Genomic DNA, 15,630 nt, shown 5'->3' with positions numbered 1-15,630 from the left:
GCCGATGAGCAAACCCATTGCGCCGATGATCATTCGCGGCGAAGTCATTACCGACAATCTGGTCGAAGTCGGTGGCCGTGGTGGCGACCTGAGCTTCCTGACGCCGGACGCGCACCACTACATCGACAGGCTGCCGCTGGGGAATCCGGCCAGGCTGGCCGATCTGTATCAGCTCAGCTTCGACGACATCCTCGACTACGCCGGTGCGTTGGCCGAGCGGCTGAACCTGGCCAGCAATGCGTTTCTCCAGGAAGCCTGCGAGCTGTCCTACCTGACCGCGCCGGTGACACCGACCATGGTCAAGGCCGCCTATATGAGCCTGCCCCAGTACCTGGATCGCCAGTTCATCGCGGAGATGGTCGAGAGCACCGTCGGCATCAAGTATCTGGAAGGTTGGGTGAAACAGAAACTGCTGGACGGGACCGAGCTCGAGACACGCTGCTTCGGTTCGCGCACCCTGCATATCGTCGCTGGCAACGCCGCGCCGCTGTCGCTGGTGACCATCCTGCGCAACATGGTGTTGCGCAGCGACGCCATCATCAAGGCGCCGTCCAACGACCCGTTCACCGCCCTGGCCATCGCCCGTACCATGGTCGAGATGGCGCCGGACCACCCACTGACCCGGCACCTCTCGGTGGCCTACTGGAAAGGCGGCGACCAGGCTCTGGAGCAACGCCTGTACCAGCCGCAGAACATCGAGAAGATCGTCGCCTGGGGCGGGTTCGCCGCCCTCAAGCACGTGACCCGCTATATCCAGCCCGGCCTGGAACTGATCTCCCTCGATCCCAAGCGCAGTGCCAGCGTCATCGGCGAAGACGCCTTCGCCAGCGAAGAATGCCTGCGCGAGGCGGCGCTGCGCCTGGCCAGCGACATCGGTGCACTGAACCAGAAAGGCTGCGTCTGCGCGCGGGTGGTGTATGTACAGAGCGGCACTGACGAACAGGGTCTTGAGCGTCTCAATACCTTTGGCCGCTACGTCTACGACGCGATGCTGACATTGCCCAACACCCTGAGCACCGCGCCCAAGCGTTATGACCAGGGCCTGAAGGCGCACGTCGACGCCCTGCGTCTGGATGACGAGTGGTACCGGGTGATCGGCGGCCGGGATGGCGAAGGCGCGATCATCTGCTCGCAGATTCCCGAACCGGTGTCCTTCGCCACCCTGCTCGACGACCGTACCGCCAACCTGGTACCCGTCGATGAGCTGAGCGAAGTGCTGGACGCGGTGGACGCCTACACCCAGACCGTCGGCGTCTACCCCGAAGCGGTCAAGGGCGAACTGAAGAACATCCTGCCGCTGTATGGCGCGCAGCGCATCGTCTCGCTGGGCTATGCGGCGGCGATGAAATGGCAGGCACCACAGGATGCCATCGAGCCAATGCGGCGCATGGGCAAATGGATCTCCAACCAGATCGCCTCGCCGCAAACCACCGCCGCGCCCTGGCTGCGCCCTTCCCTCTGACCCACTTCCGCGAACCCAGCGTGCCCGATGAGCCGGGCACGCGCTTCCCCTGCTGGAGAAACACCATGAGTCACTGCCTGGCCTACGCCGCCCCCGCGGCCCATGCCCCTCTTGCCCCGACACGCCTGCAACGGCGCGAACTGCGCGATGACGACGTGCAGATCGCCATCAGCCACTGCGGCGTCTGCCACTCCGACCTGCACTACCTGCACAACGACTGGAACAGCAGCGTCTTCCCCCTGGTGCCCGGCCACGAGATCATCGGCCGGGTAACCGCCGTCGGGCCGGCGGTCAGCCGCTACCGGGTAGGCGACAGCGTCGCCGTCGGCTGCATGGTCGACAGCTGCCAGCACTGCGCGGCCTGCGACGATGGCCAGGAGCAACTGTGCATCACCCTTCCGACCCCGACCTACAACGGCAAGGACCGGGTGAGCGGCGACATCACCTACGGTGGTTACTCGCAGTCCATCGTCGTCAAGGAGAAGTTCGTCCTGCGCCTGCCCGCCAACCTCGACGCGGCCCACGCCGCCCCCCTGCTCTGCGCCGGCATCACTGTGTGGCAACCACTGCGCAAGTATGCCGTCCAGGCCGGCACGCGCCTGGCCGTGGTCGGCCTGGGTGGGCTCGGTCATCTGGCGGTGAAGCTGGCCCGCGCCATGGGCGCCGACGTCACGGTCATCACCACTTCGCCACACAAGGCCGACGATGCCCGTGCGCTGGGTGCCCAGCACGTCCTGCTGTCGAAGGACCCGGACGCGATGAAGGCGGCCTACGCCAGCTTCGACATCGTCCTCGACACCATCCCCACCCGGCACGACGTAAACCCCTACCTGACCTTGCTGGCCCGGGGCGGGAAACTGGTGTTGATCGGTGCGCTGGAACCGCTGGAGCCCATCCATGGCGCGCTGCTGATGATCAACGATCGCTCCATCGCCGGCTCACTGATGGGCGGCCTGCTGGCCACCCAGGAGCTGCTGGACTTCTGCGCCGAGCACCAGGTGCTGCCGGAGTGCGAGGTCATCGCCATGCAGGACATCAACACCGCTCTGGAGCGCCTGCAGAAGAATGACGTGAAGTACCGCTTCGTGATCGACATGGGCTCCCTGCAGGGAAGCACCGAGGGCTGATTTTCAGCCAGGAAAAAGGCCACCCGGAGGCGGCCTTTTTTCTACCCGTAAGGGTCAGGGCGTGGTGATGTTGAAGTCCGGTGAGAATGTGTCGAGTAGCCCCATCAGCTCACCCAGCTTGCGCGGATCACCCTCAACCTTTGCCAGGCCTTGCTTGAGCGCGGCGGGGAAGTCCAGCTCCTTCAGGCTGATGCGATCCAGGGTGGCCTTGTCGATGCTCAGCGTAGCGTCGGGATGGGCATGGCGGCTGTTCTCCCGGTAGGTCAGCACGCCGTTGCGCAGGGTCAGGGCAAAGGTCTGCTTGCGGTCGGTGAAGGTCCAGTTCAGCTGCATGTCGTGGCCTTGGGCACGCTCGGCGTTTAGGCGCACCGCCAGGTAGTCGAAGAACATCGCCGGCTCCAGGGCCCGCACCAGGTCCGCCGAGGGCTTGCGCAAGCTCGCCGGGCGCACGCCATTGCGAAGTTCCACGGCCGCGGAGAGGTACATGTTGCGCCACAGCGAGTTCTCCGCCTGATAACCCAGCTGTTCCAGCGCATCAGCCTGTGCTTCGCGGGCTGAGCGATTATCCGGCTGGGCGAAGACCAGGTGATTGCCCAGCTCCACGGCCCAGCGGTAATCGCCCTTGGCCATCGAGGCGCGCATCAGCTCCAGCACATGGTCAGCGCCACCCAGCGCCTCGACGTATCGAGCGCCGGCGTCCTGCGGCGGCAATGGATCTAGGTTGGCCGGGTTGCCATCGTAGAAGCCCATGTAGCGCTGGTACACCGCCCGCGAGTTGAAGCTGAGCGAACCGTAGTAGCCACGGGTGTACCACTTGCGCTCCAGGTCGCCCGGCAGCTTTTGCATCGCCGCGGCAATCTCGGCTGGCGTCAGGCCCTGGTTGAGCAGGTGCAGGGTGTGGTCGTTGAGGTACGTGTACATGTCGCGCTGGTCGGCCAGCAGCGTGCGAATCCGCTCGCCGCCCCAGGTCGGCCAGTTGTGCTGGGCGAACATCACGTCGGCGCGGTCGCCGTAGCGCACCAGGCTGTCGTCGAGGTAGCGGCCCCAGGCCTTGGCGTCACGTACCAGCGCCCCCCTTGGGGTGAGGATGTTGTGCTGGGTATGGGTGGCGTTCTCGGCCATGCACAGCGCACGCATCTGCGGCAGGTACAGGTTCATTTCTGCCGGCGCTTCGCTGCCGGGCGTCAGCTGGAATTCGATCTCGATGCCATCGACGCGCAGCTGTTGGTAAGGCTTGTCGATCAGCACGGTCGGCGCGATCAGGCCGATGGTGCCGCCGACCGGACCACCCTTGCCGATACCGGTATCCACCTGTCCCTTGTCGCCCCGTGGCACCAGGCCGCCGGACTGGTACTGGGCACGGCGCATCATGGCGGTGCCGGCGAACACGTTCTCGCTCGCCGCCTCTTCCATGAACCCGCTGGGGGCATATACCTGCACTCTGCCGGACTTGACGTCCGCCTCGTCGATCACCCCGCGCACGCCGCCGAAGTGGTCGAGATGGCTATGGGTATAGATGACCGCCGTCACCGGTTTGCGCGGGCGATTACGGTAATACAGCTCCAGTGCCGCCCGCGCCGTTTCGCTGGTCATCAGCGGGTCGATGATCACCAGCCCCCGGTCACCCTCGATGATCGTCATGTTCGCCAGGTCCATGCCGCGCACCTGATACAGTCGCTCCGCGACCTGGAACAGCCCCGCGTTGCTGTTGAGCCGGGCCATGCGCCACAGGCTGGGGTTTACCGAGTCGGGCGCCTGCTCGGCCGTGAGGAAGTCGTACTGGTGAGTATCCCAGACGACCTTGCCCTCAGCGTCCTTGATCTGCCCCGAGAATGCTGCAACCAGGCCGCGGCTGGCGTCTTCGTAATCCTGCCGGTCGGAAAACGGCAGAGCCTGTAGCACCGCCGCATTGCTGGCACGAGTCGCGGGGCTGGCGGGTTTCGCCGAGGCAGGGCCGCCTGCATCAGCGGCGCTGACGGTGCCTGCACAAGCAAGCAGGATAGCCAACGCCAGTGCGCTGCGACGGGGCAGGCCCAGGGTTTCGGATGCGTTCATTGTTCTTCTCCGCAAGTCAGATTGCCGGCGCAGTGCGGCCAGCGAGAGCAGCCTGCTGTCGCTCGGTGCAATAAGCCTCATGACTGTCTGCGCTGCCCAGGAGCAAATCGGCAACCACCGCACGCTTGTAGTAGTGGCCGATGCTGCACTCCTGGGTTGTTCCGATGCCACCGTGCAGCTGGATAGCCTGGCCGCAGACGAATTTCGCTGCGCGAGAGACCTGTGCCTTGACCTGCGAGACTCGAAGTTGCAGATCACCCTCCCCCGAATTGTCGATGGCATCGAGCAGCACGAACAGCGCCGAGCGCGCCAGTTCCAGCTGCGCAGCCATGTCGGCCATGCGGTGTTGCAGGCTCTGGAAACTGCCTATGGGTACTCCGAACTGCTGGCGTACCTTGAGGTAGTCAGCGCAGATCTCGATGGCCCGCTCCATGCCGCCCACCAGTTCGGCGCAAAGGCTGGCAGTCGCATGGGCCAGGCCATGCCGCAGAGCAGCCATCCCCTCGCCCGGGCGGCCCACGACGGCGGCCTCGCTCACCTCGACCTGCTCCAGGTGCAGCTCTGCAGCCCAACTACCATCGTGCAGCGGCACAGGCGTGCGGCGCAGGCCTGGATCATCGGCGCTCACGAGGAACAGCGTGCAGCCCTCCTCAGTCTGCGCGGAAACAATGTAAGCGTCGGCCTGCGTCCCCCCCAGTACCAGGGTCTTGCGACCATTCAGGCGATAGCCACCGGCATGTCGTTCGGCACGCGCCTGTTGCCCATCCACCATGCCGCGGGTGTGCGCCTCGGCGTAAGCCAGCGCCATTCGCGCGGAGCCATCGGCCAGCGCCGGCAACCAGTGTTCCTGCAGCGCCGGTGCCTGGGCCGCTACCAATGTCTGGGCGGCCAGCACTGCGCAGCCGGTGAACGGCGCAAGGACCAGTCCGCGCCCCAGCTCCTGGGCAATCAGGGCGCTATCGAGGATGCTGCCGCCGAGCCCGCCGTGGGTCTCGGGCAATGCCGCGCAAAGCCAGCCCTGCTCTGCGAAGGTGACCCAGCTCGAATCGCTGCCCTCACCCGCCTCCAGGCGATCCAGACGCGCCTCGAAGCTGTATTCCTTGTCGATGTACCGACGCACGCTGTCCTGCAGCATCTGCTGCTCGGAAGAAAGTTCGAAGTTCATGGTTGCTCGGCCCGTTCAGAGTTGAAACAGCATCTTGGCGATGATCCCGCGCTGGACCTCGCTGGTGCCGCCGTAGATGGTCGAGGCACGGCGGAAGAACATTTCCATGGCGATCCCACGGGCGAGCTCTTCCTGCGGCAGCGGTTCGCCAGCCGGCGCCTCTGGCGTGGGATAGGCAATGGCGCCGTAATCCCCCAGCGCCTGCACCATGAATTCGGTGATGCGCTGCTGCAACTCGGTGCCGCGAACCTTGAGGATCGAGCCCAGGGCGTGGGCGGCCGGGCTGTGGTCGCCGGCCTGCTCCATCGCTGCCACGCGCTTGACCAGCATGGCGATAGCGTCTACCTCGGCTTCGAAGCCGGCCAGCTGCCGGGCGAATCCGACTTGCTCGCCGAGAACGCCAGAACCGGCCGGCAAGCCGTGGGCCAGTTGTTTGAGCTGCAGCAGGTAGCGACGCAGGATGGGCAGGTCGGCGGCGGTGGCGTGCTCGTTGTTGAGCAGGAACTTGGTGATCTTCCAGCCATCGCCTTCGTTGCCGATACGGTTGGTCACCGGCACCCGTACATTGTCGAAGAAGGTTTCGTTGAGGTGATGGCAGCCGTCGATGCTGTGGATGGGGCGCACCGTGATACCCGGTGTGCGCATGTCGACCAGCAGGAAGCTGATCCCGGCCTGTTTGCGCGCGCTGGCGTCGGTGCGTACCAGCAGGAAGATCCAGTCCGCCTGGTGCGCGTAGCTGGTCCAGATCTTCTGCCCGTTGATGACGTAATGGTCGCCCTCCAGGTCGGCGCGAGTGCGCAGGGACGCCAGGTCGGAACCCGAGCCGGGCTCGGAGAAGCCCTGGCACCACAGGCGCTCGGCCTTGAGAATGAGCGGAATCTGCTCGGCCTTCTGCTCGGCGCTGGCGAAGTGATTGATCACCGGGCCGAGCAGCTTGTGCGCGAAACCATCGAGCGTCGGCGCGCCGGCGGCCACGCACTCTTCGTCGAACACCAGGCGCTGCAGCACGCTCCAGCCGGTTCCGCCATGCTCTTTCGGCCAATAGGGTGCGCCCCAGCCGCGCTCGGCGAGGATCCGTTGCCAACGCACCAGGTCCGGCAGCGCCGAACGAATGCTGGAGCTCGGTTTCCCCGCGAGGTCCGCCGGCAGGTGCAGGCGCAGGAACTCGCGGATCTCCTGGCGGAACTGATCCAGACCGGGGTCAGGAAGAAAATCCATGGCAGCCTCCTCAGTTGCGGTACAGGGTGACGACGCAGGCGCCGCCGATGCCTACGTTGTGCTGCAGGGCCACGCGTGCGCCCTCGACCTGGCGCTGCTCGGCGTTGCCGCGCAATTGCTGGGTCAGCTCGTAGCACTGGGCAAGCCCGGTGGCACCGATCGGATGGCCCTTGGACAACAGCCCGCCGGACGGATTGACCACGTAGCGGCCGCCGTAGGTGTTGTCGCCGTCGTCGATGAACTTCGCCGCACCACCCTCAGTGCACAGGCCGAGGCCTTCATAGGTAACCAGTTCGTTGTGCGCGAAGCAGTCGTGCAGCTCGACCACGTCGACGTCTTCCGCACCGATCCCGGCAGCTTCATAGACCTGCTGCGAGGCGCTCAGCGCCATGCCGTAGCCGGCGGCATAGCGCAGGTCTTCCTCGAAGCTGCGGCCATCGTCGGTGGTCATCGCCTGGGCAGCTATCCATACCCGCGAATCGAGCCCATGGCGGCGTGCGTAGTCTTCGCTGCAGAGCACTGCGGCAGCGGCCCCACAGGTCGGTGGGCACGCCATCAGGCGAGTCATCACGCCCGGCCAGAGCAGTTGGTCGTTGAGGACGTCTTCGGCGCTGACTTCCTTGCGGAACACCGCCAGCGGGTTGCGTGCAGCGTGGCGGCTGGCCTTCGCGCGAATCTTCGCGAAGCTCTCCAGTGGCGTGCCGAAGCGTTGCATGTGGGCCAGCCCGGCACCGCCGAAGATGCGCAAGGCGGTGGGTAATTCAGGGACACCCACCAGCGTGTCGCAACGCTCGATGAAAGGGTCGGCGGCATTGGGTCGGTCGTTGTAGTGGCTGGTCAGCGCGCCCGGGGTCATCTGTTCGAAGCCCAGCACCAGTGCCACGTCGATGGCGCCGCTCTGGATCGCCTGGCGTGCCAGGAACAATGCCGTCGAACCGCTGGAGCAGTTGTTGTTGACGTTGAACAGGGCGATGCCGCTCAGGCCGATCTGGTACAGCGCGCGCTGGCCGCAGCAGGAGTCACCGTAGATGTAGCCGGCGTAAGCCTGCTGGATGGCGCTGTACGCCACGCCGGCGTCTTGCAGAGCCAGGCGTGCGGCCTGCGCCCCCATCAGGTCATAGCTCAGGCTGGCTCCGGGTTTGGTGAAGGGGATCATGCCGACCCCGGCGACCACGACTTTGTTCGTCATTTTTCATTCCTCCCATGGTGACCCGGTCGAACCGGGCTTTGGTGTACCGGCATGGTAGGGAGGATCGCGGAAGGCGCTGAGCCCCCCGTGTCAGGGGGAGTCGCAAGGCAGTCGCCGGGCCGCCGGGCCCGGCGCAAGAGGGATGGACGTTACTCGACGATTACCGCACGACGGCTGGAGCACCAGGACTCCAGACGGGCCTGGTAACGCTCTTCGATGAGGTTGCGGCGGATCTTCAGGGTTGGCGTCAACAGGCCGTTGTCGACGGTCCAAGGCTCGCTCACCAGCACCAGGCAGGCCAGCCGTTCGTGCGCCTCCAGCTGTTGGTTGGTGGCTTCCAGGAAGGCCTCCAGACTGATCTCCAGTGCCGCGCGTCGGTCAGGATCGGCCAGCGCGGCGCGGGTGTCCGGCGAGACATTGATCAGTGCCAGCGGTTGTGCCAGGCCGACACCCGTCACGCAGGCGCCTTCGACGTGCCCGTCATCGCCCAGGCGCGCCTCGATCGGCACCGGGGCGACGTACTTGCCCTTGGCGGTCTTGAACAGCTCCTTGACACGTCCAGTGATTCGCAGGCGCCCTGCTGCGTCCAGCTCGCCACGGTCGCCGGTGCGGAAGAAGCCGTCCTCGGTGTAGCTATCGCGAGTCAGCTCCGGCTGGCGGTAGTAACCCAGCATCTGCCCCGGACTCTTGACCAGGATTTCGCCATCTTCGGCGATGCGGCATTCGACACCGGGCACCGCAGCACCGACATAACCGACACGCACCGTGTCGTGCAGGCTGAAATGCGAGCAGCCGAAGTTCTCCGACATGCCGTAGCCTTCCAGCAACGCCAGGCCCAGTTCGCGATACCACTCCAGCACCGCGATCGGCAGCGGCGCGGAGCCAGACAACGCGGTATGAACCTGATCCAGACCCAGCGCGGCGAGAATCTGCTGACGCATCGCCGCACCCCGTTGCGGGTCGGCAAAGGCTTCCTGCTGGGTCGCCAATGGAATGCGCTCGCTGATGCCGTGGAAGAACTTACCCCACAGGCGGGGCACGGACATGAAGATCGTCGGCCTGGCCCAGCGCAAGTCATTGGCAAAGGTTTCCAGGCTCTCGTTGAAGAACACCTGGCAGCCGTTGTAGAGCGACAAGGTCTCGACCACCGCCCGCTCGGCGGTGTGTGCCAGCGGCAGGTAAGACAGCAGTCGGTCCTGCGGCGAGGCACCACGACCGCTGTCGTACATCACCACGGAAATCTCGCAGGCATGGCACATGCCCTGGAAACTGTGCATCACGCCCTTGGGCTGCCCGGTGCTGCCGGAGGTATAGATGATGGTGGCGAGATCTGGCCGCTGTGGCCGCGCCACCTGCAGCAGCGGCTCCCGGGACTGCAGTAGCGCATTCCATGGCTGGCCGATGCCGATGCCGTGCAGCGGCAGTTCGATGATCGGCAGCCCTTCCGGGACCGCTTCGCGCACGCGCTCCCAGCCCGCCATTCCGCCATCCAAATGGCCAAGGAACATCAGGCGCACATCGGCGTGGGCAAGCACGTAAGCAACTGTTTCCCGGTTGGCCGAGGAGTACAGCGGGACGCTCACGTGGCCGGCCATCCAGATTGCCAGGTCGGCGATGATCCAGTGCGCACTGTTCTTGCCGAACAGGGCGATGCTCGAGCCCGCCGGCAGGTCCAGCGACACCAGGTGGGCCGCGATGCGTCGGGCCTGGTCGCCCACCTGGCGCCAGGTCAGGGTTTCCACCTGCCCCTGGCCAAGCGGCTGGTGCAGGTAGGGAGTGTCGGGCAGTTGGCTTTCCCAATGCAGGAAGCGCTGCAGCAATGTCGGTTCTTGTTGTGCTTCGTTCATTGCGGGGTCCTACGGACATGAGAGTGCAGGCGCACCCTTCGAATTATTGTTCTTGCCGGCCCTGTCTAATGGAGGCCTCAGTCCCGGCCGTACAAGGTCACGACGGCGTTACCCTGTATGCCCTGGCAGTGCTGCAACGCATGACGCGCCCCCGGCACCTGCCGCGCATCGGCGCTGCCACGCAGCTGACGGACCAGTTCGGTACATTGTGCCAGCCCGGTGGCGCCCAGGGCATGTCCCCGGCCGAGCAAGCCGCCGGACGGATTGACCACGAGGTTGCCGCCGTAAGTGTTGTCACCATCCTCGACGAGTTTCTCGGCGTCCCCTTCGCGGCAGAAGCCCAGTGCTTCGTAAAGAAGCAGCTCGGAGATGCTGGTGGCATCGTGCAGCTCGCACAGGTCGATTTCTTCGGGGCCAAGGCCCGCTCGCTCATAGACCAGCCGGGCGGCGCTGGCGGCGATGTCGTAGCCAGCTGCGCGGAGCGCAGTTTCCCCGCAGGACCCGGCAGGCAGATCGCCGCATTGGACCTGGGAAATGATCCGTACCGCGCGCTTGATACCTCGTTTACGAGCGAAGGCGTCGGAACACAGGACAACCGCCGCAGCGCCCTCGGCGGGGCTGCAACATTGCGAGGCACTGAGCGGGCCGAAGATGCGGGGTTCGAGCAGAACGCTCTCCAGGCTCAGCGCGGTGCGCAGCAGTGCATCCGGATTGCGCGCAGCATGTTCGCGAGCCTTCACCGCCAGCATCGCCAGGCTTTCGCGGCGAGCACCGTGGCGCGCCAGGTATTCCTCGGCAGCAGCGCCATGCAGTGCATTGCCCAAGGTCACTTCGGCAGTGGCGGCCTTGCCAGGCGCTGGCTCCACACCCAGCACCAGGACGCATTCGGCGGCACCGGCTTCCACGCTCTGGCGCGCCAATAGCAATGCGCTGGCACCACCCGCGCCGTCGCTTTGCAGATTGAAGACCGGAATTCCGCTCAAGCCCAGTGCCCGGCAGGCATCCTGGCCCCGTGCGACGCCCGCAGCGGCACAATACAAAGCGTCGACCTGGGCAAAGTCGATGCCAGCATCCGCCAGGGCAAGGCGAGCACCAACGCCGGAAGGGTCCGTGGGGTTGCCGTTGCCGCCCGCGAGGCGAAACGGAGTCAAGCCAACGCCAATCACATTGACGCGACGATTCATCTGTTGGTCTCTCCTGAGACGGGAACCGCCGCCATGGCGGCGGTCCGAAGCCGGTGGAGGGCACCGGGGCACCCTCCACCGTCCATTACGCCGGCACCTGCTCGAACAGTTCGACGGCGGCGTTCTTCAGCACCACGACGTCCCGCTCCACGGCACGCATCTCGAGGATGATGCGCGTCGGCGACTCGCGCCACATGCGCGTCTCCAGCGTGTCGCCAGGCATGACGATCGAGGCAAAGCGAGCACGCACGCTCTTGAACAGACGAGAATCGTTGTCGCAGAACGCCTTGATCACGTGACGTCCGAGGTAGCCGAAGGTGCACAGGCCATGCAGGAACGGCTTCTCGTAACCGGCCTTGGCGGCATAGTCCGGATCGACGTGCATCGGGTTCCAGTCGCCACACAGTCGGTACAGCAATGCCTGGTTCACCTCGGTCTTGTCGGAGAGCACGATGTCGGGCTCGCGGGCCGGCGGGACGTTTACCTCTTCGCTGGCGACCTTGGCCAGCCCCGCGCCGGGTACGCCCGGATAGAAGCCAGTGACCTCGTTGTAGAACAGCGGCGTGCCGTGCTCGTCGGTGGTCTCGATGGCCAGCACGGTGACGGTGCTCTTGCCCTTGTCGATGGCCGTTTTCAGGTGCATGCGGTGCTTGAGCTTGGCGGCCGGCGGCAGCGGGCGGTACATGACGGTGTACTGTTCGCCGTGCAGGCCCTTGCCGAACGGCACGTTCAGACCTTCCAGCTGCGGCTCGCCGGACTTGGCGGCCCGCAGGAACACCTCGGTGGCTGGCAGTACCGCCATGGTCGGCAGTACACGGAACTCGTCACCGACGAATTCGTTGACGTAGCGCAATTCGGCGCGGTCCAGCGGGTCCTTGGCAGCTCCCACTGCCAGCGCGTAGAGCGCCGCGTCATTCTGGTCGTATTCGGTCTCCAGGTAGGAAACCGCCTTGCCGGCGACTTCCATGTCGATGAACTGGTTGCCGCCCTTGGTCGCCGGCGTGTCCATGCGCTCGAACAGCTCCTTGAAGCTTTCCGCACCGGTGGCCGGATGCACAGCGTGTTCGTCGAAGCGACCAATGCGCTCCCAGTTGTCGCGCACCAGCTCCGGGCTCAGGCCATCAGTGTGCAGGAAGCGGCCCTGGGAACGCTCCCAACGGTACTTGGCGTGGAAGCCGCCACCCACCTCGATCAGCTCGCCGCTGTCCTGGCAATCCTCGTGGCACAGCCAGCCAACCAGCGGCGCAACATCCTCGACAGCCAGTTTTGCCTGCATCTCCTCGGTGAAGATGCCGCTAGCGATGACCATGCGCGAAGCGGCAATCGGCGCGATGGTGTTGACGCGAATATTCTTGCTCGCGCCTTCGATCGCCAGTGAGTTGGCGAAACCGATCAGCCCGGACTTGGCGGTCGAATAGTTGCACTGCCCGAAGTTGCCGAAGATGCCGGCGCCCGAAGAGGTCATGACGATGCGGCCGTAACCCTTCTCGCGCATGATCGGCCACACCGCGTGGGTCAGCAGGAAGGCGCCCTTGACGTGCACCGCCTGGATCAGGTCCCACTGCTCCTCGGTCATCTTGTGGAACGAGGTGTCGCGCAGCACGCCGGCGTTGTTGATCAGGATATCCACGGTGCCGAACGCCTCCACTGCGGTGGCGACGATCTTCGTGCCTTCGGTCACCGAGTGATAGTCGGCTACGGCTTCGCCACCGAGGGCGCGGATTTCCGCGACCACGGCATCGGCCGCGGCAGAGGAGCTGCCCAGGCCTTCGGTGGTGACACCCAGGTCGTTGACCACGACCTTGGCGCCGCGGGAGCCCAGCAGCAGTGCGTGGGCACGACCCAGGCCGTTGCCGGCGCCGGTAACGATGGCGACTTTACCGTCGAAACGCAGTTCTTGTGACACGTTCGTTCTCCTTGAGGGATGTTCTTGTCGGGGAATCAGAGGGTGCGAGCGACCAGCTCACGCATGATGTCGTTGGCACCACCGGCAATACGCAGTACGCGGTGGTCGAGGTAATGCCGGGCTACCGGGTACTCGAGCATGTAGCCGTTGCCGCCGTGCAGTTGCAGGCATTGATCGACCACCCGGGTGTACAGCTCCGAGCACCACAACTTGGCCGAGGCCGCAGCGTCCGGAGTCAGTTGGTGCTGCAGGCAGAGCTCCATGCAGCGGTCGACGTAGACCTGGCCGTGCGCCAGGTCGGCACGCAGGTCCGCCAGACGGAAGCGGGTGTTCTGGAAGTCGAAGATCGGTTGACCGAACACCGTGCGGCCGCGGGTGTAGTCCAGGGTCTGCTCAAGTACCGCCTGGGCGCCGGCGATGCTGCTGATGGCGATGGACAGGCGCTCCCAGGCCAGTTCCTTCATCAGGTGCACAAAGCCCTGGCCGGGGATGCCACCGAGCAGGTTCTCTTTCGGCACGCGGACGTCCTCGAAGAACAGCATGGTGGTGTCCTGGGCGTGCAGGCCAACCTTGCGCAGAGGCTTGGACTTGCTGAAACCGGGGCGGCCGTCCTCCACCAGCAGCAGCGAGATATCCTGGGCGCCCTTGCCAGTGTCGCCGGTCTTGCACACCACGACGACGAGGTCGCAATTGGTACCGTTGGAGATGAAGGTCTTGGCGCCGTTGATCACGTACTCGTCGCCGTCCAGCACAGCACGAGTCTTCACCGCCTGCAGGTCGGAACCGGTGTTCGGTTCGGTCATCGCCACCGCACCTATCGCGGTACCGGCGGCCATCTTCGGCAACCATTGCTGCTTCTGCGTCTCGCTGCCGAAGTTGACCAGGTAGCCGGCGACGATGTCGTGCACACCAAAGCCGATCAGTCCGGAGCACAGCCCGGCGCGGTAGATCTCCTCGGTAGCGATCATTGAGAAGAGCCGGTCCAGGCCCAGGCCGCCATAGGCTTCTGGCGTGGTGGCGTTGAGCATGCCCAGCTCGCCGGCGCGTTCCCAGATGGCGCGCGGCACTCGGTGTTCTTCCTCCCACTGTTCCAGGTGCGGCGCGCACTCCTCGGTGAGGAAGCGCCGCACGGTGTCGCGGAAGGCCTCGTGCTCCTGCTCGAACAGGTTGCGCGGGATCAATGGGGTCATCAGTGGACTCCTTGCAGCAGGGTCAGAGGGTGCGCGCGACAAGTTCGCGCATGATGTCGTTGGCACCGCCGTAGATGCGGTTGACGCGGCTGTCGAGGTAGTGGCGGGCTACCGGGTACTCGAGCATGTAGCCGTTGCCACCGTGCAATTGCAGGCACTGGTCGACCACCTTCGAATACAGCTCGGTGCCCCAGAGCTTGGCGGCAGCCGCCGCCTCGCTGCTGAGTTCGTGTTGCAGGCACAGCTCCATGCAGCGATCAACGTAGGCCTGGCCTATACCGATCTCGGTTTTCAGGTCGGCGAGGCGGAAGCGCGAGTTCTGGAAGTCGATGATCGGCTTGCCGAACACCGTGCGGCCGCGGGTGTAGTCGATGGTCTGTTCCAGCACCGCCTGGCTCGCAGCGACGCCGAGGATGCCAATGCTCAGGCGCTCCCAGGCCAGCTCTTTCATGAGTTGGATGAAGCCGAGGCCGGGTACCCCGCCAAGCACACTGGCTTTCGGCACGCGAACGTCCTCGAAGAACAGCATGGTCGTGTCCTGGGCGTGCATGCCGACCTTGCGCAGCGGCTTGGACTTGACCACACCGGCGCGCTCGGCCTCGACCAGGATCAGCGACAGGTCACGGGAGCCCTTGCCGGTATCACCAGTACGGGCGACGACCACAATCACGTCGCAATTGGTGCCGTTGGAGATGAAGGTCTTGGCGCCGTTGATCACATACTCGTCGCCGTCCAGCACGGCACGGGTCTTCACCGCCTGCAGGTCGGAGCCGGTATTGGGCTCGGTCATCGCCACCGCGGAGATCACCTCGCCGCTGGCCATGCGCGGCAGCCACTGGTGCTTCTGCTCTTCAGTACCGAAGTTGATGAAGTAGCCGGCGACGATGTCGTGCACATTGAAGCCATTCAGCCCGGAGGTACCGGCGCGAGCCACTTCCTCAGTGGCGATCATGGAAAATCGCCGATCCAGGCCCAGGCCGCCGTAAGCCTCGGGAGTCGTGGCATTGAGCATGCCCAGCTCGCCGGCGCGCAGCCAGATTTCACGCGGTACGCGGTGTTGCTCTTCCCACTGTTCGTGGTTCGGCACGCACTCCTCGGCCAGGAAGCGGCGGACGGTGTTGCGAAACTCTTCGTGCTCGTGTTCGAACAACGTGCGGGGGATCATGCAGGCGTCTCCTCAGTGCCGATGCGGAGCCACGCGAGGCGCGGCGGGCTTGAGGTGACGATAGGTGCGAGGCCGGGGGGCTTGTACCCCCTCCCCCACCCTCACTTCGAGGGGGGATGCGA

11 protein-coding genes are annotated in these 15,630 nt (G+C 65.2%); 2 read left to right on the top strand and 9 right to left on the bottom strand.

Translation table 11 applies throughout. The features are described 5' to 3' along the window. Positions 1 to 4: 4 nt before the first annotated feature. Positions 5 to 1,462 carry an acyl-CoA reductase gene (locus AC1ZV1_RS15665; protein ID WP_484292497.1) on the top strand — a complete coding sequence of 486 codons (1,458 nt, stop codon included), beginning with the start codon at positions 5 to 7 and terminating at the stop codon, positions 1,460 to 1,462. Positions 1,463 to 1,527: 65 nt separating this feature from the next. Then, positions 1,528 to 2,589: an NAD(P)-dependent alcohol dehydrogenase gene (locus AC1ZV1_RS15660; RefSeq protein ID WP_484292496.1), complete on the top strand. Its 1,062-nt coding sequence runs from the start codon at positions 1,528 to 1,530 to the stop codon at positions 2,587 to 2,589. 54 nt (positions 2,590 to 2,643) lie between these two features. Here AC1ZV1_RS15660 and AC1ZV1_RS15655 read toward each other — a convergent pair whose 3' ends face one another. From AC1ZV1_RS15655 to AC1ZV1_RS15615, 9 genes are all read right to left on the bottom strand, one after another. Next, positions 2,644 to 4,644: an alkyl/aryl-sulfatase gene (locus tag AC1ZV1_RS15655; RefSeq protein WP_484292495.1), complete on the bottom strand. Its 2,001-nt coding sequence runs from the start codon at positions 4,642 to 4,644 to the stop codon at positions 2,644 to 2,646. A gap of 16 nt (positions 4,645 to 4,660) precedes the next feature. Further along, on the bottom strand, positions 4,661 to 5,809 hold the full coding sequence (locus AC1ZV1_RS15650) for an acyl-CoA dehydrogenase family protein (RefSeq protein ID WP_484292494.1): 1,149 nt from the start codon (positions 5,807 to 5,809) through the stop codon (positions 4,661 to 4,663). 15 nt (positions 5,810 to 5,824) lie between these two features. Continuing rightward, the gene (locus AC1ZV1_RS15645; protein ID WP_484292493.1) at positions 5,825 to 7,027 is read right to left on the bottom strand and encodes an acyl-CoA dehydrogenase family protein; all 1,203 of its coding nucleotides are present in this window, start codon (positions 7,025 to 7,027) and stop codon (positions 5,825 to 5,827) included. A gap of 10 nt (positions 7,028 to 7,037) precedes the next feature. Continuing rightward, positions 7,038 to 8,216, bottom strand: a complete 1,179-nt coding sequence (locus AC1ZV1_RS15640; RefSeq protein ID WP_484292492.1) for a lipid-transfer protein — start codon at positions 8,214 to 8,216, stop codon at positions 7,038 to 7,040. Between the two features lie 149 nt (positions 8,217 to 8,365). Next, on the bottom strand, positions 8,366 to 10,063 hold the full coding sequence (locus AC1ZV1_RS15635) for an AMP-binding protein (RefSeq protein WP_484292491.1): 1,698 nt from the start codon (positions 10,061 to 10,063) through the stop codon (positions 8,366 to 8,368). A gap of 77 nt (positions 10,064 to 10,140) precedes the next feature. Further along, positions 10,141 to 11,247 carry a thiolase C-terminal domain-containing protein gene (locus AC1ZV1_RS15630; protein ID WP_484292490.1) on the bottom strand — a complete coding sequence of 369 codons (1,107 nt, stop codon included), beginning with the start codon at positions 11,245 to 11,247 and terminating at the stop codon, positions 10,141 to 10,143. Between the two features lie 85 nt (positions 11,248 to 11,332). Beyond that, positions 11,333 to 13,153 carry an SDR family oxidoreductase gene (locus tag AC1ZV1_RS15625; RefSeq protein ID WP_484292489.1) on the bottom strand — a complete coding sequence of 607 codons (1,821 nt, stop codon included), beginning with the start codon at positions 13,151 to 13,153 and terminating at the stop codon, positions 11,333 to 11,335. Between the two features lie 35 nt (positions 13,154 to 13,188). Next, on the bottom strand, positions 13,189 to 14,334 hold the full coding sequence (locus AC1ZV1_RS15620) for an acyl-CoA dehydrogenase family protein (RefSeq protein ID WP_484297573.1): 1,146 nt from the start codon (positions 14,332 to 14,334) through the stop codon (positions 13,189 to 13,191). Positions 14,335 to 14,365: 31 nt separating this feature from the next. Then, the gene (locus AC1ZV1_RS15615) at positions 14,366 to 15,508 is read right to left on the bottom strand and encodes an acyl-CoA dehydrogenase family protein (protein ID WP_484292488.1); all 1,143 of its coding nucleotides are present in this window, start codon (positions 15,506 to 15,508) and stop codon (positions 14,366 to 14,368) included. Between the last annotated feature and the right edge of the window lie 122 nt (positions 15,509 to 15,630).

The sequence above is a fragment of the Pseudomonas sp. BB438 genome (assembly GCF_057180225.1).
Note: the sequence above shows the minus strand (reverse complement) of the source record. Positions and strands in the feature narration are given on the sequence as shown.

Bases quoted from the DNA above. Each gene is read 5' to 3' on its own strand.
- AC1ZV1_RS15615 (WP_484292488.1), bottom strand. From the start codon at position 15,508: ATGATCCCCCGCACGTTGTTCGAACACGAGCACGAAGAGTTTCGCAAC.
- AC1ZV1_RS15665 (WP_484292497.1), top strand. From the start codon at position 5: ATGAGCAAACCCATTGCGCCGATGATCATTCGCGGCGAAGTCATTACC.
- AC1ZV1_RS15630 (WP_484292490.1), bottom strand. From the start codon at position 11,247: ATGAATCGTCGCGTCAATGTGATTGGCGTTGGCTTGACTCCGTTTCGC.
- AC1ZV1_RS15655 (WP_484292495.1), bottom strand. From the start codon at position 4,644: ATGAACGCATCCGAAACCCTGGGCCTGCCCCGTCGCAGCGCACTGGCG.
- AC1ZV1_RS15645 (WP_484292493.1), bottom strand. From the start codon at position 7,027: ATGGATTTTCTTCCTGACCCCGGTCTGGATCAGTTCCGCCAGGAGATC.
- AC1ZV1_RS15660 (WP_484292496.1), top strand. From the start codon at position 1,528: ATGAGTCACTGCCTGGCCTACGCCGCCCCCGCGGCCCATGCCCCTCTT.
- AC1ZV1_RS15640 (WP_484292492.1), bottom strand. From the start codon at position 8,216: ATGACGAACAAAGTCGTGGTCGCCGGGGTCGGCATGATCCCCTTCACC.
- AC1ZV1_RS15650 (WP_484292494.1), bottom strand. From the start codon at position 5,809: ATGAACTTCGAACTTTCTTCCGAGCAGCAGATGCTGCAGGACAGCGTG.
- AC1ZV1_RS15635 (WP_484292491.1), bottom strand. From the start codon at position 10,063: ATGAACGAAGCACAACAAGAACCGACATTGCTGCAGCGCTTCCTGCAT.